A 22,354-nucleotide genomic window follows, 5' to 3' on the forward strand; every position below is an offset into this window, starting at 1 on the left:
ACATGCTTAAGCTTCCTCCCCTTAGTCTTTATATTCATGTGCCATGGTGCGTGAAAAAGTGTCCTTATTGTGATTTCAACTCGCACAGGATCACCGGCGATATTCCTGAAGATGCCTACATCAAAGCGTTGCTGCATGATATCGACAACGAATTGGACAGCGTCCAGGGACGCCCGATCCATTCCATTTTTATTGGCGGTGGCACTCCCAGTCTGCTGACGGCAAACGCTTATCAGCAGCTGTTTAACGGCCTTCAGGCGCGGGTAAGGTTCTCGGATGATATTGAGATCACCATGGAAGCTAACCCCGGTACCTATGAGCACGATCGCTTTCAGGCGTATCTGGAGGCGGGTGTGAACCGGCTCTCACTAGGTGTACAAAGCTTTCAGGATGAGAAGCTGGCCGCCCTCGGGCGTATTCATTGTGCCGATGAAGCGCGACAGGCCATTGCCGCAATCACCAGCCATGGCTTCAGCAATATCAATATCGATCTGATGCATGGTTTACCGGGGCAATCTCCGGAGGATGCGCTTTACGATCTGAAGCAGGCCATTGACCTTAAGCCAGCGCATATCTCCTGGTATCAGCTGACCATTGAGCCCAATACGGTTTTCTACACCAAAACACCGGCATTGCCGCCGGATGATACGCTCTGGGATATTCAGGAAGCCGGGCAGGCCCTGTTGGCATCAGCGGGGTTTCAACAGTATGAGATTTCTGCCTACAGTCAGCCCGGGCGTCACTCAAAACATAACCTGAACTACTGGCAGTTTGGTGACTATATCGGTATCGGTGCTGGTGCCCATGGAAAGTTAACCCATGCATCTACCGGGCTGATTTACCGTAACTGGAAAACCCGCATGCCGGCAGATTACCTGGCAGCCGACAGCTATATTTCCCATGCCTTTGAGGCAGGGCGACGCGAGTTGGAAGCCGATGAGCTGCCCATCGAATTTATGATGAATGTACTGCGACTGCATGAAGGCGTTGATGCACAGCTTTATGGTGAGCGAACGGGACAGACATTAAGCGGTATCCACCAGCAACTGAAACTTGCCCGGCAAAAAGCGTTGCTGGAATCTTTAGAGTCGAGGCTCAAGCCTACTCCTGCCGGTCGGCTTTTTCTGAATGATTTGCTGGAATTGTTTGCGTGAGTGATTCGCTGGGGCGTGGTCAGGTATTGCCGGTTCTGTTGGGCTCGTCTGCTGGAGACATGGAGATATTTATTGCTAAGGTGACAAGCCTTCCGCGATCCGATTTTATCTCTTTTGTTGCCTCTATAAACTTATGAACACACTTTTGTACATCATCTCTGAAGTTACCAATATCCGCAGGGGGCAGGCTGCCAATATTTTTTGTTTGGTATTGAGAGGCCAACATATTCAGGCTGCCTTGACTGCTATTAAAGGCCATAGCAGCGTTCCATGTTGATGTTGCTCTCCAGGAGAGTTGTTTGTACACATCCAGTAAAGCCTTTCGAAGAGATTGAAGACTTTTGCCCACGTTGATTGTCGCGCACTTAATATGCTCCTCCACTACTAATTCTATGGTTGGTGCAATATTTTCAGGTGTGTGCAGCACCTTACAGGTTGATTGAATAGTTATTCCCGGAGTGTTCGGGCAGTTCTCAGGGAGTTGCCTTTCACAACTGAGCACAGGAGGTTGAGTCAACGTCGTAGCAGAGGATCTCTGCCAAAAAGGCTCGAGATTTTTTTTAAATGGCTGGTCAATGCCTACCACAAATTCTTTATTGGCAGCTCCTTCTTTTACCTTAAATTCAGCTTTTCTCTGGCACATCCGTTGTCCCATCTCCTGCAACTGATTCTCAAAACCACCGGGCTCCGAAGGCCTGGGTCGGGTTGGTAGCTCGCAGCAGCTTATCCTTGCTTTTTGGGAAATGGTTCTGGTGGAGTTTGTTTGGCCTGATGCGCCCAATAACGTACGGTTACTGGTATTGGATTCTGTTCTGCCTGATAAGGAATGACTGTCCCGTCGTGAGTTTACCGATGGTTGTCGGGGCTTATAACCGGAATGTGCAGAGATTGAAACTGACAGGGGGGTAAATAGATTTTTTACTGTGGTTACAGACGTTGCCTTGCTGCCATTATTCAAAAGATTTGGCCGACTCCGTGCCGGTTGCGATGATGGTCTGGCCGATTGTTGATCATACTTTGCCTTGCCATGGCTTTTAAAATGGCCGGAGTGAGCCGTGGTTTTTTTCGTCGTTATACTATGTGCCGTTAACTCTCTCGGGTTTTTCGTCACGGACTCGTGGTGCCGGGGAGCTGTTGGTAGTTGTTTATCTGCCTGAACCTCACTGCGTTTTGGCGGTTGATTTGGACGTCGCTGCCCTGGCATTTCCGTGGCAGAAAAATTCTGGATGGGTTGAAAAGGGTTTGGACGAAGCGGATCTGCCATTTTATACACCCATTAAGTGAATTTAATGGGTATATAGATGTTTATTCTATAAGATAGTTTTAGATCGAGTAGCACCTTATCCTCAACCTGAAATTGAGAACCGCTATAATTTGTCCGCAGGGTTATATATTGCCATCGACGTTTACCTGTTAACGTTACAGGGCAGTCTATTCTCGGTCAGGCTCCTAGGAGGCTGTCCGAGAATAGCGCCCGTAGCGAGGATGGCAGAAAATTGAGGATAAAAAGTCGGAAATTTTTAGTGAATAGTGGTTCTATTTGCTAAAAATTTCCGACTTTTTAGACCAATTTGCTGCCACCGCAGTAGGGCAGTCTATTCTCGGACAGCCTCCTAGGGGCAGGTTCCACAAGGCCATCTACCGGATGCGCTTGAACAGCAGGTCCCAAACCCCGTGCCCTAATCGATGACCACGCTTTTCAAACTTGGTGAGCGGACGAAAATCCGGTCTTGGCGAATAACCGTTTTCTGCGGCCATGTTCTCGAAGCCTTCTGCTGAGTTCATCACTTCCAGCATCTGTTCGGCATAATTTTCCCAGTCAGTGGCCAGGTGAATAATGCCACCGATGTCCAGCTTGGGACGAATAGACTCAATAAAAGCCGGTTGAATCAGGCGGCGTTTGTGGTGGCGTTTCTTGTGCCATGGGTCCGGGAAGTAAATCTGTACCCGTGACAGGCTACCATCGGGTACGCACTGCTTCAGCACTTCAACTGCATCGTCGCAATAGGTTCTCAGGTTGTGGATGCCTGCCAGACGGGCTTCATTAAGCAGGCTGCCGACACCCGGGCGGTGTACTTCAATACCAATAAACTGCTTATCGCTCTCCTGTGTCGCCATGGTGACCAGGGAATGTCCCATGCCATAGCCAATTTCCAGAACCCGGGGTGCTGCATCCGTAAAGGCATTCAGGAAACCCTCTGTGCCTTGCACCAGAGTCAGTCCCCAGTCCTGCCAGCACTCATCCCAGCCCCTTTGCTGGCCCGTGGTCATGCGGCCAGCGCGGAGCACAAAACTCTTGATTTGACGTTTGTGGAGCGTTTCCTGTTGTGGCTCATCAGCCTCATCGGCCGGTTTTACAGTATCGTTCATGGAGATCTGAGTTGGTAGAAAATGATCGGCGTAAGATACTGCTCGGGGCGTAAAATGCAAATTTTAGAGGCTGTCTATTCTCAGCAGCCTCTTAGATGCGGGAATAATCTCTGGCGGCAAAAAAGGCCAGTATCAACCAGCCAATGATGAATGAAACACCTCCAAGCGGTGTAATCATCCCCAGCCAGCGGATGCCGCTCAAACTCAAGAGATAGAGGCTCCCTGAAAACAGCACAATGCCCACAGCAAAGAGGCCAGCGCTCCACTTCAGCTTTGTTGAGTCCGGGTAATTTGTTCCCAGCAAGGCCACAAACACCAGTGCCAGGCTATGGTAGAACTGATAGTCTGCGGCGGTCTGAAAAGTGTCCATTGCCCGCTCAGAGAGAACGCCCTCCAGCGCATGAGCGCCAAAGGCGCTCAGTGCCACGGCAGTCATACCGCTGATGGCACCAACCAACAGGGCATTCATGACTTGTGCATCCCCGGCAGATGGGTTGCACTGTCCGCCGCTAACAACAGGCCTTCCTGGAAATAGTGTGAGCTGGTTTCAAACTCATCAAGGTGTGCCAGCAGATGACCCAGTTCGTTATACACATCAACACTTTTCCGGAGCCTGAGGCTGGCTTCAAGATACTCCCGGGCTTTACCCCAGAGTTCATTGCGCAGTGCCAGGCGACCAAGCGCCAGTAACAGTTCGGGGTCATTGGTCCGCTGGTTGAGCAGCGATTCTGCAAACAGCAGTTGCTTTTTCAGGTCTTTGCCCGGCGTTTTGCCATAAAGGCGGATCAATGGCTCGCTGTAGCAGTGATGAAGATTTTCCCGCAGCAGCAGTTCGGTTTTTTCCCCAGCACCCAGTCGAACCAGACAGTCACAGTAGCGATAGAGGATGGCCGGATCCTTCCTCTGACTGTGGCTCAGGCCGGACCAGATATCATCCGCCGGTTTGGTTTTCTCTTCGCTGGAGACGCGGTTTCGGCCGTAGTTATAAGCCTGTTCGAACAGCGCTTTGAATGCCTGTTGTTCCAGCTGGTGATATTCGTCGTCCTTAATCACTTTTTGCTTGCGCAGCCTGGGCAGCAGTTTTTCCAGTGATTGCCAGTCATTCAGGCGGATATAGACCTGCTTGAGCATTTTCAGAATGTAGCCATGACGTGGATACTTCTTGTGCAGATGGGTCAATGTGGCCAGCGCCTGTTCCAGGTGGTTACTGGCCAGTTGCAGTTGTGCCTGGGTGATACCAATCGCCATTTCTGCACCCGGTGCCTTGCTGTCCGCCTGTCTTAGCCAGTTGGCGCTGGCTTCATGATTTCCTGCTTCATGGGCCGCCCTGGCGGCGGCCAGATAGTTGATTAACGGTGATTCACTGTTTTTCGCCGCCTGCCCAAGGAGCCGCTCCGCCTTTCGCCAGTGCCCTTTGGTAAACTCAGCCAGACCCCGATCAAACAGTTTTCTGGCCCTGGCTTTGCGGGCACCCGTTGACAGTGGGTAGATAACACTGAATGTGCCCAGCAGTAACCGACCCATAATCACCGCCAGCCAGACCAGGCCAAGGGAAATGACAACCAGCAGCAGCAAACCCCAGAGACTGCTTTCAAAGGTCATCTCATCGTAAGCAATCAGCACATAACCATGGTCGTTGACCATGATATTGGCCAGTAAGAAACAGGCAGAAACAATGGTCAGGAACAGTGCAAACCCTTTCATGAAAGTTGCACTCCCTGTTCATCAGGCTGATCCGGCTCTATCAATGGCGGACTGCTTTTCCCTTCATCGCCATCGGGTGATGCTGGTGTTGTCTGGTTTTCTTCCGGCTCGATGGTTGAATCATCGTCTGCAGGTGTGAGAGTTGAGCTGGACTGGTGCTCTTTCAGTGCCTCCAGAGAACGATGAATAGTGGGCATATCGGGGGTAATGGAGAGTCCTTCCAGTTCAGTAAGCTCTTTAGCCAGCTGATTGCTGACATCACCACCGAGCATAAAATAGCGACTCAGCCAGTCGCTGGTTTGTTTGAGACTGTTTTGATAAATCGTCTGTTGTCCGGTAATCAGCGCGAGTTTACTCTGTTCGATCAACATCAGCATCTTCTGACGGATTAACTGCTCCTGTTCCGGTGTCAGCAATACTTCAATGGGTTGCTCTCGCTGGGTATTAATACGGAACAGTCTGGTGAAACGGTGCCAGGTGTCCAGCACTATGGCCTTGATGGTTTCCTGCCAGGTTCTGTCCGCTGGTGGGTTAGTTTCATCAGTGACCATTGATCCGGGGTCCGGGGCACTGGCCACATCGGCAATATGGCCATCATCCAGGATCACAAGACCGGGGATCAAATCTGCAATGGCTTGCAGTCGCAGCCAGATACCTTCCTGATCCAGCAGGGTGGTCGCTTTCAGAACCGCTATATCTTCTGCCAGGGCCTCTCTGACCGGAAAGAGAGTGTAGTCATCCAGTTGCCCCAGTATCTGCCCGGCACTGGCCATCAGTTCAAGGGCCCCGGTAACATCATTGACCGTCAGCAGTCGCTGATTGGCGAGGCGCAGCAGGTATTCGACTTCGGCAATACGCCATTGGTTGCGTGTGGAACCTTCAAGTTCCCGGACTTTGCTGGACAGGGTATCAACCCGGGATAAAAGTCTGTCTTCCCGCTGTTGCAGGGCTTGCAACTGTTCTTCGTGTCTTTCTATATCGGTGGCGGTGTTTTGTGCCACCGTAGTCAGCCTGGCCTGTTGTCGTGCAATCTGTGTCTGCAGATGATCCATGCCATCAAGCAGAACCGGCTGGTTCTGTTCCAGTGGCATGGCCCGCCAGCCGATGTAGCCACTGAGGCCAAGGGCGCAGGCGGACAATAACAGGGCAAAGCCTGCCAGACCTTTACCTGAACCTTTGCTTTGGTGTTTTTTGGCGGCTTGCTGTTCTGAATGGGACTCTTTCGCTGAATAGATGTCGGTTTTCTGCTGAACATCTTCAGGGGTATTGTCTGGTAAACGGTCTGTGTTCTGGTCTGTATCGCTCACGCTTGGGCCTTCCGATTGTTCGAGAGGATAGTCTCCCTTGTTTTTCTATCTCTTGCCCGGGCACTTCTTTCAAGGTTCCCGCTCATTTTTCACAAGAGGCAGATTTGGGCCAATGCTTGCAACATCATCTCGTTGCTGGCGCCACCAGTATTGGTTACCTGTTGAAAACCCAGGCTATGGGCCTCCCTGGCAACCCGTTCACTGGGAACAAGCAGCCGGTAGTCAGCTCGATAGGGCATGGGTAAATAGTACCCAAGGTTTGTCAGGGTTTCGCCACTACCGCAGAGAATGACATTGATTGAATGGCTTTCCAACTTTTTTACCACTGCATTGCGTTCATAGGTGGGGCAGGAACGCTGGTAAACGTCCAGTGTGTGGACCGTGGCACCGGCATTAGTGAGCTGCTCTTTCAGCATCTCCCGTCCCCCCACGCCCTTGATAATCAGGACCTTCTTATTCTGAACATGGTTAAATGTATCCAGGGTAAGAAGGGCCTCACTGTCTACGCCGGTGTCTGAATAGTCAGCCCTGATCGCAAACTGCTCAAGTTCAGCTGCTGTGCTGCTGCCAATGGCAAACCACTGGCAGTGAATTGGTAGCTGTGGCCAGTACCGTTCGATCAGCTCTACGCCCAGGCGGGCGGCCGGACGACTGGTGACAATAATATGGTCAAACTGGTCGAGCATCAGCAGGCAGTCTGTCATTGCCTGTGTTTCTGCCAGCGCATCAATAGCAAGCATGGGTACGGGCCAGGCCTGGCCACCAGTTTTCTTGATGGCATCTGCCAAAGCCTGTGCCTGAGGCTCAGGGCGGGTTACCAATGCGCGAATATGAGACAGTTTCATTATGCAGTTGAACTAATTCTTTATCCAATAAGTCAGAGTTGGTGCTACTCAGACGTCAAGTGCAATCAACCAGACAGAGAATATTATTCATGGAAACAAATGTACAAGTAACGAATGCAAACACTCGAGTCGAATCGAATTTTACACCAACATCCATCACTGAAATAGTTTTATTAAACGGGCATAGGCTGAGTCACACGGATACAGTTAAAAGTCGAATGTCTGATAATTGTCCAATCTGTCAAGAAGCACTATTCTCGGAAGAAAAAGGCATTATAGAAAGACCTTGCCATCATTTTGAACACCAGGAATGTATTATCAGGAAAATGACCGCCGACAATCAAGCTACCGCTATAACAATATGTGCTACCTGCAGAAGTGAAAAGCCGCACGATAAAGAAAATATCTTTTATAACAGCGGTACTGAATGGTTGAAGAAAGCTGAGCAAAAATGCGAGAGAAAAGATTGCTTGTATGTCCAAAAAGGAAATGACAAAGCAGTGGTGCCTGAGTGTCCATATCCATATTCAATGTTTCCGGACCATGGAAGTGCGAATGGCTTCCTTCATCAATACGGCAAATTAGTAGACGAACTTATTGTAACGCAACTGGGCTACTCCGGTATTAAAGCCTCTGGATTACGTGTGGAAAATATAACTGAGGAACAAAAGAATGAAATGGAAAGAAAGTATGGCAAAGAAAATGATTTGAAGAACCTGGTTGATCAATTTGATGAAAACCACTGGAGAGCAGAAGAGAGTATAATCACCCTGGAACGAACATTTAATCAGGGTTTTGAGCATACCATTGACAATACAAAGTCTGTCAGACGTAAAATAAACTCAGAAAATATGACGGATGAAAGTGAAAATACTATTAGAGATAGAATCCAGGACGCCAAACAAGCCTTATCAAATACGGCGGTCAGTAAATCTCTTATTGATTTGCGTGCTGCGCTTGAGAATGACAGAGAGCAGTCCGGGGGGTGGGGGGTACCTGAAATCACATCAATGATTTCACTGTCAAAGCCAAATCCTCATGAGCTGATTCCCGGTTTGGCAGAGTCAACGGATATGGATTTCTCCCTGGTCAGAAACTTTTTTATAGATGGGGTGAATCATCCATTCGAAGTTCGATTGGATTCACAGATCCTGAATGAATCCAAATCAGTGAATGAGGCTGTTTCAAATGTTATTAACTGTGTTCGGTGTGAGCTTGTGATGAGTAAACTCATGAAGAACTATCCGGCCTATTTTGATGATAAAACCAAAGTGTATTTAAAAACACCATTTGATTACTGGGGTGATAAAATTGAGATTGTTTGCAGATATAGTAAAGAACAGGCTTATGCCATCAAGTTGAGTGAAGTATTTGATTTTGAAAAAAAGGTATTTAACTTCACAGTATTTCTGGATGCCGTGGATAAATTCAGGAGTTATGGTATTAATCGCCATGATCTCAGAAATGGTCCAAAGCTTCCGGCAAGCCACAGGCCAATGGGTCGGTTCGGTATGGAACGTTCAAACCGTCAGAGTGGACTGTTTGGTCGCGATTCTGGAGGTTTGGCATCTGAAAGCCCGTCAGTATCCAGGAGCTTCTTTGATGCACCCAGTGGGTTTGGGAATTTTGGATCTGCGGCACAACAATCAGTACCCCCGTCAAGACCAATGGGCTTATTTGGTACATTCGGTGGGTTGACGTTTGGTCCATCCGGCGGGTCGAAAAAGGTTGGGTTTGGATCAGAGCCCTCGTCAGGATCCACGAGCTTGTTTGGTCCACCCGGCGGGTCGAAAAAGGTTGGGTTTGGATCAGAGCCCTCGTCAGGATCCACGAGCTTGTTTGTTCCACTCGGCGGGTCGAAAAATGTTGGGTTTGGATCAGAGCCCTCGTCAGGATCCACGAGCTTGTTTGGTCCACCCGGCGGGTCAAAAAATGTTGGGTTTGGATCAGAGCCCTCGTCAGGATCCACGAGCTTGTTTGGTCCACCCGGCGGGTCGAAAAATGTTGGGTTTGGATCAGTGCCCTCGTCAGGATCCACGAGGTTGTTTGGTACACCCGGTGGGTCGAAAAATGTTGGATCTGCGGCACAACAATCAGAGCCCCCGTCAGGATTCACGGGCTTGTTTGGTGCCCCCGGTAGGTCAGAAAATGTTGGATCTGCGTCAAATCAGTGCCCCCGTCAGGATCCACGGGCTTATTTGGTACACTCGGCAGGTCGGAAAATGTTGGATCTGCGGCACAACAATCAGTGCCCCCGTCAGGATCCACGGGCTTATTTGGTGCACTCAGTGGGGGGGGGAATTTTGGATTGATGGAGGCACCACAAGTGCCATCCAGTAACGGATTTGTACAAATACCCGTTGGTGGTGAGCCCGGATTTACTAGCTCGGATCCCACAACAGCATTGACATTTCTTTCTTCTCAGGAAGAAGAGTTTATTGATTTTAACGATATTCTTTAGGTTTTAATCAAGAGCAGTTTACACCACACCAGATCAACACCAACGCCGTCGGAAGGCGGCTTTACCTGCCCTCCGCAGAGCTCAATCCAGCAAGGATTTTATCCGCCCCCTGTTTCAGCAGTGATTCAGCCACCTGAATACCGGCAGATTCATACTCTTCAGCGGTACAGATCACTTCACTGCGATAAATGGTCTGGCCATCAGGGCTGCCGACCAGGCCTCTGAGAAATAGCCGGTCTCCGTCCAGCTCTGCAAATCCGCCAATCGGGACCTGACAACCACCATTCAGTCGTCTGTTCATGGCCCGTTCAGCACCCACCCGGATGGCCGTGTGTTCGTCGTGCAAAGGGGCAATCAGTTGTCTGGTTTGCTCGTCATCCTGGCGTAACTCAATACCGACGGCACCCTGTCCGGCCGCGGGCAGGCTCACAGTGGTATCCAGGTAACTGCGAATGCGGTCAGCCATCGCCAGTCGAATCAATCCTGCGGCTGCCAGAATGATAGCGTCATATTGGCCGTCATCCAGTTTGGCCAGACGGGTATTCACATTACCCCGCAGAAACTGAATGGTCAGATCAGGACGGGCAGCCAGTATCTGGCACTGCCGGCGCAGGCTTGATGTGCCAACAACGGCACCCGGTGGGAGTGCATCCAGAGAAGCATAGTGATTGGAGACAAAGGCATCCCGTGGGTCTTCCCGCGGGCAGATAACCCCAAGGCCAAGCCCTTCGGGAAACTCCATGGGGACATCCTTCATGGAATGCACCGCAATATCGGCGCGACCTTCCAACAGCGCATTTTCCAGCTCTTTGACAAACAGTCCCTTGCCACCAATTTTCGCCAGTGGCGCGTCCAGAATGCGATCGCCCTGGCTGGTCATTTTGACCAGTTCGACCCGGATATCCGGGTGATGGTGTTCCAGCTGCTGTTTGACATATTCCGCCTGCCACAGGGCAAGGGCGCTTTTACGGGTGGCGATACGAACGGTTTTCACAGGATTGATGGCTTCTATTGTTCAAATTAAGGAACAGTCCCTACATTAACTTCCCGGTTTAGAGCGTGATCTCCGTTCATCCTGAGCGGAGTCGAAGGGTGACAGGCACAATGCGTGAGCACGGAGCCCACGCCCTTCGACAGGCTCAGGACGAACGAAGTTTAGAGCCTAAGCAATAAGGAGGTTATGTAAGGACTGGGAGGCTGTCCGAGAATAGCGCCCGTAGCGAGGATGGCAGAAAATTGAGGATAAAAATTTCGTTTTGTGAGGTGAATAGCGGGGCTATTTGCCGAACAAAACGGAATTTTTAGACCAATTTGCTGCCACCGCAGTAGGGCAGACTATTCTCGGACAGCCTCCTAGTACCAGCTATAGACAAACACACTGCTGGCAAAACATTTGTGAGGGATAATACGACAGACCGGCTTTAAGAGACAGAGGCAGGCTCTGTTGGCCAAGCAGAGCCCGGAAGGGAAGTCAGACGTTACAGGGATTGCATGATCTTTTTGATCAACGGCACATGACGTCGGCTGATGGACAGTGGCTGTGGCACTGCCCTGAGATGGATAAAACAGTGCCCCTTATCATCCCGGGACAGACTTTCAATGGCATCACGGCGCACCAGCGCATTTCGGTGAATTCTGACAAAGTGCTGGCTGTGGTCTTCTTCCAGGGTTTTGAGCGAATCATCAATCAGCACTTCACCCTGGCGATGATGGACCGTCACATATTTATTATCCGCCATAAAGTAGAGCACATCATTCAGGGGAACCAACTCGATACCGCGCAGGGTTTTGGCGGCAATATGGCCCTGCTCCTGATGCTCTGGCAGATGGTCGTTCAGCCAGGCCAGTTGCAGACGATTCACTTTGCTGGCACGTTGTAATGCCTGATTCAAATGGTCCTGACGAATCGGTTTCAGCAGGTAACCCACGGCCTGGGCATCAAACGCTTCCAGGGCATGATTGTCATAGGCGGTGCAGAAAACCACGGCCGGTGGCTTGTCCATGGCGCTGATATACCTGGCAGCCTCCAGCCCGCCCATTACGGGCATACGAATGTCCATCAACACGATATCGGGGTGGTACTGGCTGCACAGATCGATGGCATCCCGTCCATTGCTGGCCTCATGTTCAAGCACCATAAAGTTATCAATCCGGCCAATCAGGTGTCTCAGCCGTTCCCGGGCCAGTGGCTCATCATCAACAATCAGGACATTCATTGTTCAGTGATCGGTTCCCGTCAGTAATTTATCAATGTTCTTATCAAATTTGTAAATCAACAGCGTTGTCCCATTGGCAGGGATAGTGCACCTGCGCCGTGTACCATTTGACACCGGAATGCTCCCGGATATCCGTGGTCAGGCTGGCTTTGCTGCCATAGAGCATCGCCAGGCGGGAACGGATATTGTTCAAGGCAATCTGATTGCCCTTGGAAATGGTCTCAGTATATGGCATCGGATTTTCTACAGAAATCTGAACCATTTGCTGATCAATGTTGATGCTGATGGTAATGCAGCCACCGGCCTCCAGTGGCTGAATGCCATGGTAAACGGCGTTCTCCACCAAAGGCTGCAAAGTAAAGGGAGGAATAGACAGCCTGTGCGGAAGTTCACCAACCAGCCACTTGACCTCAAGGCGCTCACCCAGCCTTTGCTGCTCGATTCTCAGGTAACTTTCGCTGATCTGTATCTCTTTCTGGATGGGGACGACCGCACTCTTATTTTGACCGGGATTTTGCAGGCTGGCCCTGAACAGGTCTGACAGGTCTTCCACCGCCTGCTCTGCTTTTTCAGGGTTGACCTGAATCAGGCTGGCAATAATGTTCATGGAGTTAAACAGGAAATGCGGGCGCATCGTCGCCTGCAATGAGTCGAGGCGGGCATTGTGGATAACCTGCTGCTGCAAACTGACTTCATACTGAATGTAAAAATAGCGCAGCAGCATGGCCGAGATAATCAGTGCCGCCAGCAGATTGCGGTTGACCTGTTGCCAGTCCGGTGCAAAGTGAACTGGCGACAGTAAGGCCTGAGAGAGCAACGTAAGCAGCAGCGTAATGATCTGTACGCCCAACAGAGAAATCATGACCGACTGCCAGGTGAGAAGCCCCTTCAGGAAAGGCCTGGCCAGATAGAGAAAGGCGCTGCTGGAGAGCACAATCCACTGAACAAACAGTGACAGCATGGCCAGTCGTGTCCAGCTGAAGTCGACCTCGCCAGGCAGGGCAAGCACCTGAACCAGGACAAACAACTCAGAAATCAGCACCAGCATCAACACCGACTGACCTGACCCAAGATCGGGGAGAAAAAAGTCATCTTTGTTGTGCCGGGGCTGGATCATCATGGGGCGGCTCTTGTTCTTAATGCTAAGTAGTTGGCCAAATGGAATCGTATATTTCTGGCTAAGTGGGCAGTCACTATGCAAGGCACAACGAAGGGAGCATAGCCTTAGCTATGTGACCGGAGTTGTAACGCCGCAGAGTGGCTGTCCACTTAGTCAGAAAATACGATTTCATTTGGTTAACTACTTATTTGAGAACCCGTTTTTATCAGGGGCTGTTTATCTCAGGCGGCCTCTCAGGAAAGAGGCAGTGCATTATTGTTATCGGAAGTCTGTCTATTCTCTTGCCCGGAAGGAGGTGGGCGATGCAATCAAGCCATGACACCGATATAATGCCTCCGCTCACAACGCGCCAATGCCGGAGCGGTATTGATTGTACGTTCGTCTTTAAAAAATGAGAACCGGGTGGGGAAGAGATTAATGTCGGCAAGCCATTCAGCAGATCAGGGTGAAAAACGCAGTAACCACAGCTCTAATCAACAATGGGGTGGGCGTTTCAGCGAAGGCGTCGATGCCTTTGTTGCCCGTTTTACCGCTTCTATTGATTTTGACCGACGCCTCTATCGCCACGATATTCAGGGGTCAATGGCCCATGCCCGGATGCTGCACCGGGCGGGTATTCTGAGCGAAGATGAACTCAATGCCATTATCTCTGGCCTTGAAGGTATTCTTGAGGATATTGAGCAGGACCGTATTGACTGGTCTATTGAGCTTGAAGACATCCACATGAATATCGAGGCTCGCCTGACGGATCGCATTGGCGCTGCCGGCAAAAAACTGCACACCGGGCGCTCCAGAAATGACCAGGTCGCTACCGACATTCGTTTATGGCTGCGTGATGAGATTGACGCCATATCAGCAGAACTCAAGCGCCTGCAGCACGGCCTGTTGGTGGTTGCCGAGCGTGAAGCCGACACCATCATGCCAGGATTCACCCATCTGCAAACAGCACAGCCTGTGACCTTTGGTCATCACCTTATGGCCTGGTATGAGATGCTGGTGCGTGACGATGAGCGCCTGCAGGACTGCCGCAAGCGTGTTAATATCAGCCCCCTGGGCGCTGCTGCACTGGCAGGCACCACCTACCCTGTTGATCGGGAATATACGGCTTCTGCCCTTGGTTTTGATCGCCCTTCCCGCAACTCTCTGGACTCCGTCAGTGACCGGGACTTTGCCATTGAGTTCTGTGCCGCCGGGGCCCTGATCATGACGCATTTGTCACGCATGTCTGAAGAGCTGGTGCTGTGGACTTCAGCGCAGTTTAACTTTATTGACCTGCCAGATCGCTTCTGCACCGGCTCTTCCATTATGCCGCAGAAGAAAAACCCCGATGTGCCGGAACTGGTCAGAGGCAAAACCGGCCGGGTCAATGGCCATCTGGTGTCATTGCTGACCTTGATGAAATCCCAACCGCTGGCTTACAACAAAGACAATCAGGAAGATAAGGAACCACTGTTTGATACGGTGGATACCCTCAGGGATTGTCTGCGGGCATTTGCTGATATGGTGCCGCATCTTCAGGCCCACAAAGAGAACATGCTGGAAGCCGCTCGCCGGGGTTTCAGTACTGCTACCGATCTGGCGGATTACCTGGTGCGCCGTGGCATGCCCTTCAGGAATGCCCATGAAGTGGTGGGTAAGGCCGTGGCCTTTGGTATTCAGGAAGGCCGGGACCTGTCTGAGATGACGCTGGCGGAGCTTCAGGTTTTCTCCGATACGATCGGGCAGGATGTATTTGATGTCCTGACGCTGGAAGGCTCGGTAAGCGCCCGTAATCATCTCGGTGGTACAGCGCCGGAGCAGGTCCGGCAGGCTGTGCTGAATGCCCGTAAAACACTTTAAAGTGTGGCGGTGGCCTTCTATTCCCATGACAACCCATGGGAATAGATCAACCGCCATGGTTGATATACTTTTGAGCCGTTGTTAAACCCATGAGCTTGTTGTTACACCAGATTGTTCTGCGCCAGGCAGAACGTTCGCCTTCCTCGAAAGCCCTGGGCTGCAAAGACCAGTGGTTTGATTACCAGACCGTTTCCCGACAGATTCGTTCGGTGGCCGCCGGGTTGCAAAAGCTGGGTCTGATGCAACATGAACGGGTGGCAATCTACCTGCCTAAAACGCCGGAAGCGGTCTTCAGCTACTTTGGTGCAACGGCCGCCGGTGGCGTTATGGTGCCCGTCAATCCGGTGCTGAAAGCGCCCCAGGTCTTTCATATTCTCAAAGACTGCAATGTTCGTGTGCTGATGACTAACAAAGCCCGCTATCAGCAGCTGGAAGCTGAAATTCACCAGTGCCATGATCTTATGCAAGTGATTCTGGTTGATGGTGACCTTGCTGATGAGGACCCGGTCAATAATCCCTTGTCTGATAGCGCTTTCGTTCATCGACAATCCGCCAACCCAATGAACTGGGCAAATTTCCTCAAGCCCTGTGCCTGGTGGGAACCAGTGTCGTCCATTGATGCGGATATGGCGGCAATTCTTTATACCTCCGGCAGCACAGGAAAGCCCAAAGGCGTTGTGCTGTCACACCGTAATATGGTCACGGGGGCCAGCAGTGTTGCCCAGTATCTGGGCAATACACCGGAAGATCGCCTGCTCTGTGTTTTGCCCTTCAGTTTTGATTACGGCTTCAGCCAGCTGACAACGGCATTTCTGGTGGGTGCCAGCTGTTATCTACTGGAATACCTTCTCCCCGGGGATGTCATTAAAACGGTGGAGAAACAGCAGATCACCGGGCTTGGCCTGGTTCCGCCACTCTGGGTTCAGATAGCCGATCTGCCCTGGCCACAAGGGGCTGGTGACAGTCTGCGCTACTTTACCAATACCGGTGGTGCCATGCCGACGGCCACCCTGGCTGTACTGCGACAGCGTTTTCGCTATGCCAAACCTTACTTGATGTATGGTTTGACCGAGGCATTTCGCTCCTGCTTTCTTCCTCCCGAACAGATTGATTTACGACCCGGGTCTATGGGTAAAGCCATTCCCAATGCGGATGTGATGGTGATCAATGAGCTGGGTGAGATCTGTGGACCCCATGAACCCGGCGAGCTGGTGCACCGTGGTGCCCTGGTCAGCATGGGATACTGGAATGATCCGGAGCGAACCGCTGAACGCTTCCGGCCTGCACCCTGTGCCATACCGGGAATTCCGGGCAAAGAGCTGGCCGTCTGGTCCGGTGATATTGTTCGTAAAGACGACAATGGATATATTTATTTTGTCGGTCGTCGCGACGATATGATCAAAACCTCCGGTTATCGGGTCAGCCCAACGGAAGTGGAAGAGGTGGTTTATTCATCCGGGCTGGTGGCAGAAGTGGCGGCTATTGGTGTCCCGCACTTCCGTTTGGGGCAGGCCATCGTTCTGGTCGTAGTGAGCAGCAGTGAAATCGATGAACCCTCATTGATCCGCCACTGCCAGCAATGTCTGCCCGCTTATATGGTCCCCATCCGTGTTATCCAGCAAACGACACTTGCCAGAAATCCCAATGGTAAAATTGATCGCAAGCCATTACTGGAAGCCTACCGGAGGCTGTTTCAGGACGAGGAGGCACCTGTTTCGTGAATGATCTTGGGCAAGAGAAAATGACTAAAGGACATCACCGGCTGGCCAGTCTTCAGTCCAGGGATAACCAATTACTGATTGCCGGGTATACCGCTGCTGATCTGGTGACGATTGCCGGCTCTTCACCCTGCTACATCTACGACCGGCAGGCCCTGACCCAGAGAGTCGCCCAGTTTCGTCAGCAGATGCCCGCAGAGCTGAAGCTTCACTACGCCATAAAAGCCAACCCGATGCCCGCCGTCGTGGGCCATATGGCACAGTGTGTGGATGGGCTGGATGTTGCTTCCCACCGGGAAATGCTGGTTGCCCTGGGGACCGGTATGGCGGCGGCCAATATCAGTTTTGCCGGGCCGGCCAAGGGAGAACATGAACTGAGAGCTGCCGTTGCGGCGGGTATTACCATCAATATCGAGTCCCCCCTGGAGTTGCAACGGCTGTACCTCTGTCACCAGCAGCTGGGTATTCGCCCCCGTATCGCATTTCGGGTGAATCCGGACTTTGAGTTAAAGACCTCCGGCATGAAAATGGCCGGCGGCCCCAAACAGTTTGGTATAGATGCTGAACAAATGCCGTCTATTCTGGCGGGGCTTGATTTGGATAAACTGGACTTTCAGGGTTTCCATATTTTTTCTGGCTCACAGAATCTCAAGGCAGAGTCTCTGATTGAGTGCCATCAGCAAACCTTTGAGCTGGCCGCCAGGCTGGCCGACCTGGTTCGAGCCCCGGTCAGGCATATTAATATCGGTGGCGGCCTGGGCATTCCTTACTTCCCCGGAGAACAGACGCTGGCAATGGAAGGTATTGCCGAAAACCTGCAGTACCTTCTGGATCATCGTCCGGATTCGCTCAAGTCATCAGAGGTGGTGATGGAGCTTGGGCGCTGGCTGGTGGGGGAGGCGGGGTATTATATTTGTCAGGTGACGGATAAAAAAGAATCCCGTGGACAGGCCTTCCTGATGACCAATGGCGGGCTGCACCATCACCTGTCCAACTCAGGCAACTTTGGCCAGGTCATCCGAAAAAATTACCCGGTAGTTCTGGCCCATTGCCTTGACAGTGGCGAACAGGAAGTGGTCGAGATTGTCGGACCGCTCTGTACGCCTCTGGATGTTGTCGGGGCAAAACTGGCATTGCCAAAAGCGGAGGTGGGAGACTATATCGTGGTTCTGCAGTCTGGCGCTTATGGCGCAACCGCCAGCCCTCAGAAGTTTCTCGGGCATCCCGAAGTGGTGGAGTTGTTATTGTGAGAAGAGCCAGGCCGGAATTAATCTGGCCTGGAAATAACCATCAGGCAATTGCCCCAACTGCATCCACATAGGAAAGAACAGAGCCAACGGTTTCGAACAGTTCGGCGTCCAGATCATCGTCGTTGACGGCAATGCCAAAGGTTTCTTCCATTGCCGTAATCAACCCAACCACGGCCATGGAGTCGAACTCCGGAAGGGCTCCCAGCAGTTCAGTCTGTTCATTGAACTCACTGGTATCCAGCTTGAGAAGATCTGCCAAAATGGCGTTCATTTGTTCCAGCTTGGTCATTTATCATCCCGAGGGGTAAAAATCGGCCACTTTAGGCATTTTCCGTCTATGGCGCAACTGTGGTCGTCAGCATGGAATAAACGGAAACTTCTATGTTGTGATAAGGATTAACGTTCGATCTGTGACTCAAGAGCCCGCCAGACCACATCCGGTGTCATCGGTGCAAAAATTCCGGGATTGGTGGCAGGAAACTCGCCGGTTGGACAGTGTTCAAGGGTCAGGTGCTTCTGTCCCGTGCCATAAGCACCGACTTTTACCGGGCTGGTGGGTCCATAGAGCGAGACCGCCGGTGTTTCCAGTGCTGCTGTTAAATGTCCCAGGCCGGTATCAACGGCAACGGCTGCCCGGGCTTCACAAATCACGCCAGCAACGTCAGCCAGTGACAGCTTCGGCAGCACGGTGGCCTGGCTGCTGGCATTGGCAATGCGCTCTGCCCTGGCCTTTTCATGGTCATTACCCCAGGGCAATACGACCTGAAGACCGGCCTGATTCACTTTCTGCGCCAACTCACACCAGTAGTTTTCAGGCCAGTGTTTGGTCGGCCAGGTGGTTCCGTGAACAAACACCACATAAGGCTTGTCCTTAATCAGCCCTTTGGGGAATTTGTCTTTATTCAGCAGAAACTGACCCGGTGTTTTCGGTAATACATAGGCCAGCGATTTGGCAAAGAGCTGGCGAACACGCTCAACGGCATGCTGTTCCAATGGGACCGCTTGAGGGAACTGGTAAAAACGGCTGGCAATCGGCTCACGGGCAGACTGTTTATCCAGCCCAAAGCGAGGACCTTTGGCTTTTCTGGCAATGAAAGCGCTTTTTAACAGCCCCTGGGCGTCAATCACGGCATCGTAGTTACTGGCACCCAGGGCTTTTTTGAACTGCTGCCACTCCCCGGATTTCCAGGTTTGCAGCAACGACTTGCGCCAGCGGCGCACAGCGACAGGAATCACCCGGTCAACCGCGGGATGCCAGGCTGGAATCTCGGCAAAACTCTCTTCCACCACCCAGTCAAAACGAAGACCGGGTATGGCTGATACGGCATCGGTCAGTGCCGGAAGGGTGTGGATGATATCCCCCATAGAGGAAGTTTTTACCACCAGAACATGCCTTGGTTGAGTCAACGGGCGTTACCTCCTTCTTCGACCAGCGTTATTTCAGGATGCTTTTCATGGTGACCGTCCTGGTCGGTCGTCAGATGAGCGATGGCAGCCAGAACCCTGTCTGGAGACAGCTGTTTCATGCAGTTCAAATGCCCGAGCGGGCACTCCCTTTTGAAACAGGGGCTGCAATCCAGCTTCATAGACAGTGTTTCACTGTTTTTGTTCATGGGCGGCGTATGATCGGGCGAAGTTGACCCGTAAACCGCCACCAGGGGGCGATTCAGGGCTGCCGCTATATGCATCAGGCCAGAGTCATTACTGACCACAGCGCTGGCAAAGGAGAGCAGGTCGATGGCATCCGCCAGCGATGTTTCACCGGCCATGTTATGGCAGTGCTGCTGCAATGCATCAGGCAGGCCGTTCTTTATTTCAGCGGTGACCGCTTTATCTTTGGCTGAGCCAAACAGCCAAACCTGCCATCCCTGTTCAGCAAGGGAGCGTGCCACTTCGGCGTAGTAACCGGTTGGCCACTGCTTGGAGGGGCCAAACTCAGCACCCGGGCACAGTGCCAGAATGGGCCTGTCGGTGTGCAGGTGGTAGCGGCCAGGGACTTTGCTGGCGGTATTACTGTCTACCTGAAGTGCAGGAATCGGCAGAGGCTCCGGTAGTGAAGCACCCTCCGGATAGGCCAGGGCGACAAACCGTTCCACCATCAGTGGGTACTGACTTTTATCCAGCCTGCGAATGTCGTTCAGTAGCCCGTAGCGCATTTCACCGCGCCAGCCAATACGGTGCCTGATGTTGGCCCAGAGGGGCACCAGTGCTGATTTGAACGAGTTGGGTAAGGCGATGGCATGTGTGTAGCCTTCCGCCCTCAGGCTTTTGCCCAGCTGGTAGCGGGCTTTAAGCCCCAGTTTGCCATGACCCAGGGGCATATCAATCCCCCTGCGAACTTCAGGCATACGCTCAATGATCGGCAGGCTCCAGGCGGGAGCGAGTACATCGATGATGGCATCAGGGTGTTGTTGTTTCAGGGCAATGAACAGCGTTTGTGCCATTACCATGTCCCCTACCCATGAGGGACCGACGATCAGATATTTCATCCCGTCTGGAATTCCTTATAGTGAATGGGAGGGAATTATAAGCGCTGTTTGCGCAGGTAAAAAGTGACCGGTTAATGAGCAAGACTCTCCGGGGCTGGAGAACCTGGATGGGCTGAACTGGTCAACAGGTTGAAAGGGGTGTCTGAACCAATGGCACTGACTTAAGCGTGAAAGCCTTGCCATACGTAGGCTTTAAGGCACCTTCTCAGGGTAGACATTAACACCTACTCCCTGCTTGGGTAAGTTAAAGACTGCACCACAAATGCCCATGGCGCGTGAAAATGTTTTGCGCCACCCTCAGGGATGAAAAATGGTTAAGCAAAATATTTTTCACGGCAAAGCGGTTAATGAAACCACATGCGTTGAGTTTATACCTTCGAGTGCTTGCTCCTGTTTCCATGGGCAGGTGTTTTCTGACTTCGTTGCCTGCTCGCTGGAATGGACTCCAGTTTATAAGTATACGCCACCTGATCATACGACGACGGTAGTTCAGATCGATGCCCTGGCAACCGATTGCAATCCTTAAGCCGGTATGTGCCTGACCTGCGTTGGTAATAGCGGTAAATGCACGCCCCCCCAAAACATGCCAGCACCAGGCCGGCTCCCGCGGCGATACCGATTATGGCACCAGCACTCAGGGAAGATGCCAGCGGTGCCACCGTGGCGGTCGACAGCGCTATTGCAGTGGTCATTGGCGCAGAAGCAGGCGCTCTGGAAGAGGTCATGGTGGTTCCTGGTATTGTTGTGGGCACGGTTTTCCAGAACGGTGACGTGGCAACGGTTGGCTGTGCCATCGTAGATGGTTCCACAGCCGGAACGTCCAAGGTTATGCTGGTACTTCCTGATACCCTGATCACGGTTGTCGTGACCGGTGTCGACTTGACGGTTGACGGTGTTATCGCTGGGGACAATGTCGCAGAAGAAGTCGGTTTTGGAACAAGTATGGGGGTTGATGCCCTGGCTCCGGTTTCACTGTCTGCTGCTGGCGTGGAGGGCAATGGTACCACTGGCGGAGTCAATGGTTCAGAAGCAGGCGCTCTGGAAGAGGTCATGGTGTTTCCTGGTATTGTTGTGGGCACGGTTTTCCAGAACGGTGGTGAGGTAACGGTTGGCTGTGTCATCGTAGGTGGTTCAGAAGTCGGATCGGCCAAGGTTGCGTTACTTCCTGGTACACTGCTCACGGTATCCTCGACCAGTGTCGACTTGACGGTTGACGGTGTTATCGCTGAGGAAAATGTCGCAGAAGAAGTCAGGTCGGTATCATTTATCTCGGTAGACAGTGCCATTGTTGTGGGCGAAGCCGGTTTTGAAACAAGTATGGTGGTTGATGCCCCGGTTTCGGTTTCACTGCCTGTTGTTGGCGTGGCGGTCGATGGTACCACTGGCCTGATCAATGGTGCAGAAGCAGACGCTCTGGAAGAGGACATGGTTCCTGGTATTGTGGGCACGGTTTCCTTGACCGATGTCGACTTGACGGTTGACGGTGTTATCGCTGAGGAAAATGTCGCAGAAGAAGTCAGGTCGGTATCATTTATCTCGGTAGACAGTGCCATTGTTGTGGGCGAAGCCGGTTTTGAAACAAGTATGGTGGTTGATGCCCCGGTTTCGGTTTCCCTGTCTGTTGCTGGCGTGGCGGCCGGTGGTGCCACTGTCGTGGTCAATGCTTCAGGACAAGGCAGGTCGGGAAAGAGTATGTCGGATTCCATGGGCGGGGTTTCGACGGAGAATAAATCACTGCTTAAATTGCTCGACATGCCTAACTGGTCAAGATACTTTTGGTTGGGTTCGCAATCCGGGAGCAAGAGCGAATGAGCGACAGGTTTACACACATTATCCAGCAGCGAACAGAAACCAGGACTGTTATATGGAACATTGTTAAGA

The 22,354-nt window shown here is 51.9% G+C and carries 20 protein-coding genes; 8 read left to right on the forward strand and 12 right to left on the reverse strand.

The window, feature by feature from the left end; translation table 11 throughout:
• The first annotated feature begins 2 nt into the window (after window positions 1-2).
• A complete protein-coding gene (gene hemW, locus ACO6UX_RS17660) occupies window positions 3-1,154 on the forward strand; it encodes a radical SAM family heme chaperone HemW (protein WP_422449697.1) in 1,152 nt (383 codons plus the stop codon).
• 19 nt (window positions 1,155-1,173) lie between these two features.
• On the opposite strand, the gene ACO6UX_RS17665 is transcribed toward hemW, so the two are convergent.
• From ACO6UX_RS17665 to ACO6UX_RS17690, 6 genes are all read right to left on the reverse strand, one after another.
• Complete coding sequence (locus tag ACO6UX_RS17665; RefSeq protein WP_422449698.1) at window positions 1,174-1,797, reverse strand: hypothetical protein; 624 nt, start codon at window positions 1,795-1,797, stop codon at window positions 1,174-1,176.
• 995 nt (window positions 1,798-2,792) lie between these two features.
• Window positions 2,793-3,524, reverse strand: a complete 732-nt coding sequence (gene trmB, locus ACO6UX_RS17670) for a tRNA (guanosine(46)-N7)-methyltransferase TrmB (protein ID WP_422449699.1) — start codon at window positions 3,522-3,524, stop codon at window positions 2,793-2,795.
• Window positions 3,525-3,615: 91 nt separating this feature from the next.
• Window positions 3,616-3,993: a DUF423 domain-containing protein gene (locus ACO6UX_RS17675; protein ID WP_422449700.1), complete on the reverse strand. Its 378-nt coding sequence runs from the start codon at window positions 3,991-3,993 to the stop codon at window positions 3,616-3,618.
• Window positions 3,990-5,228: a heme biosynthesis HemY N-terminal domain-containing protein gene (locus ACO6UX_RS17680; protein ID WP_422449701.1), complete on the reverse strand. Its 1,239-nt coding sequence runs from the start codon at window positions 5,226-5,228 to the stop codon at window positions 3,990-3,992. The genes ACO6UX_RS17675 and ACO6UX_RS17680 overlap by 4 nt, the downstream gene beginning before the upstream one ends.
• Window positions 5,225-6,535 (reverse strand): uroporphyrinogen-III C-methyltransferase, encoded by a 1,311-nt coding sequence (locus ACO6UX_RS17685; RefSeq protein WP_422449702.1) that lies wholly within the window; start codon window positions 6,533-6,535, stop codon window positions 5,225-5,227. Before ACO6UX_RS17685 ends, ACO6UX_RS17680 begins: the two co-directional genes overlap by 4 nt.
• 89 nt (window positions 6,536-6,624) lie before the next feature.
• Window positions 6,625-7,380, reverse strand: coding sequence for a uroporphyrinogen-III synthase (locus tag ACO6UX_RS17690; RefSeq protein ID WP_422449703.1), 756 nt, complete (start codon window positions 7,378-7,380; stop codon window positions 6,625-6,627).
• 89 nt (window positions 7,381-7,469) lie between these two features.
• Here ACO6UX_RS17690 and ACO6UX_RS17695 point away from each other — a divergent pair, with 89 nt between their 5' ends.
• Both ACO6UX_RS17695 and ACO6UX_RS17700 read left to right on the forward strand, forming a co-directional pair.
• The gene (locus ACO6UX_RS17695; protein WP_422449704.1) at window positions 7,470-9,692 is read left to right on the forward strand and encodes a hypothetical protein; all 2,223 of its coding nucleotides are present in this window, start codon (window positions 7,470-7,472) and stop codon (window positions 9,690-9,692) included.
• A 14-nt stretch (window positions 9,693-9,706) separates the two neighbouring features.
• The gene (locus tag ACO6UX_RS17700) at window positions 9,707-9,841 is read left to right on the forward strand and encodes a hypothetical protein (protein WP_422449705.1); all 135 of its coding nucleotides are present in this window, start codon (window positions 9,707-9,709) and stop codon (window positions 9,839-9,841) included.
• 61 nt (window positions 9,842-9,902) lie between these two features.
• Here ACO6UX_RS17700 and hemC read toward each other — a convergent pair whose 3' ends face one another.
• From hemC to ACO6UX_RS17715, 3 genes are all read right to left on the reverse strand, one after another.
• Window positions 9,903-10,835: a hydroxymethylbilane synthase gene (hemC, locus tag ACO6UX_RS17705; protein ID WP_422449706.1), complete on the reverse strand. Its 933-nt coding sequence runs from the start codon at window positions 10,833-10,835 to the stop codon at window positions 9,903-9,905.
• A gap of 484 nt (window positions 10,836-11,319) precedes the next feature.
• Window positions 11,320-12,057, reverse strand: a complete 738-nt coding sequence (locus ACO6UX_RS17710) for a LytR/AlgR family response regulator transcription factor (protein ID WP_422449707.1) — start codon at window positions 12,055-12,057, stop codon at window positions 11,320-11,322.
• 43 nt (window positions 12,058-12,100) lie between these two features.
• Window positions 12,101-13,177, reverse strand: a complete 1,077-nt coding sequence (locus ACO6UX_RS17715; RefSeq protein ID WP_422449708.1) for a sensor histidine kinase — start codon at window positions 13,175-13,177, stop codon at window positions 12,101-12,103.
• A gap of 417 nt (window positions 13,178-13,594) precedes the next feature.
• Here ACO6UX_RS17715 and argH point away from each other — a divergent pair, with 417 nt between their 5' ends.
• The 3 genes from argH to ACO6UX_RS17730 all read left to right on the forward strand — a co-directional run bounded on the left by argH (window position 13,595) and on the right by ACO6UX_RS17730 (window position 17,984).
• The gene (argH, locus tag ACO6UX_RS17720; RefSeq protein ID WP_422449709.1) at window positions 13,595-15,016 is read left to right on the forward strand and encodes an argininosuccinate lyase; all 1,422 of its coding nucleotides are present in this window, start codon (window positions 13,595-13,597) and stop codon (window positions 15,014-15,016) included.
• An 89-nt stretch (window positions 15,017-15,105) separates the two neighbouring features.
• A complete protein-coding gene (locus ACO6UX_RS17725; protein WP_422449710.1) occupies window positions 15,106-16,737 on the forward strand; it encodes an acyl-CoA ligase (AMP-forming), exosortase A system-associated in 1,632 nt (543 codons plus the stop codon).
• Window positions 16,734-17,984, forward strand: coding sequence for a pyridoxal-dependent decarboxylase, exosortase A system-associated (locus ACO6UX_RS17730; protein WP_422449711.1), 1,251 nt, complete (start codon window positions 16,734-16,736; stop codon window positions 17,982-17,984). Before ACO6UX_RS17725 ends, ACO6UX_RS17730 begins: the two co-directional genes overlap by 4 nt.
• 40 nt (window positions 17,985-18,024) lie before the next feature.
• On the opposite strand, the gene ACO6UX_RS17735 is transcribed toward ACO6UX_RS17730, so the two are convergent.
• From ACO6UX_RS17735 to waaF, 3 genes are all read right to left on the reverse strand, one after another.
• On the reverse strand, window positions 18,025-18,273 hold the full coding sequence (locus ACO6UX_RS17735) for an acyl carrier protein (RefSeq protein WP_101745297.1): 249 nt from the start codon (window positions 18,271-18,273) through the stop codon (window positions 18,025-18,027).
• A gap of 107 nt (window positions 18,274-18,380) precedes the next feature.
• Window positions 18,381-19,391, reverse strand: a complete 1,011-nt coding sequence (gene waaC, locus ACO6UX_RS17740) for a lipopolysaccharide heptosyltransferase I (protein ID WP_422449712.1) — start codon at window positions 19,389-19,391, stop codon at window positions 18,381-18,383.
• Window positions 19,388-20,473, reverse strand: coding sequence for a lipopolysaccharide heptosyltransferase II (gene waaF, locus ACO6UX_RS17745; protein WP_422449713.1), 1,086 nt, complete (start codon window positions 20,471-20,473; stop codon window positions 19,388-19,390). The genes waaC and waaF overlap by 4 nt, the downstream gene beginning before the upstream one ends.
• 310 nt (window positions 20,474-20,783) lie before the next feature.
• Between waaF and ACO6UX_RS17750 the strand changes: the two genes are divergently transcribed.
• Entirely contained in the window at window positions 20,784-20,999 is a 216-nt protein-coding gene (locus tag ACO6UX_RS17750; RefSeq protein WP_422449714.1) for a hypothetical protein, read from the forward strand.
• A gap of 95 nt (window positions 21,000-21,094) precedes the next feature.
• Window positions 21,095-22,285 carry a hypothetical protein gene (locus ACO6UX_RS17755; protein ID WP_422449715.1) on the forward strand — a complete coding sequence of 397 codons (1,191 nt, stop codon included), beginning with the start codon at window positions 21,095-21,097 and terminating at the stop codon, window positions 22,283-22,285.
• Window positions 22,286-22,354 lie beyond the last annotated feature (69 nt).

Source organism: Endozoicomonas sp. ALB091 (assembly GCF_049310265.1).
Lineage (GTDB): Bacteria > Pseudomonadota > Gammaproteobacteria > Pseudomonadales > Endozoicomonadaceae > Endozoicomonas.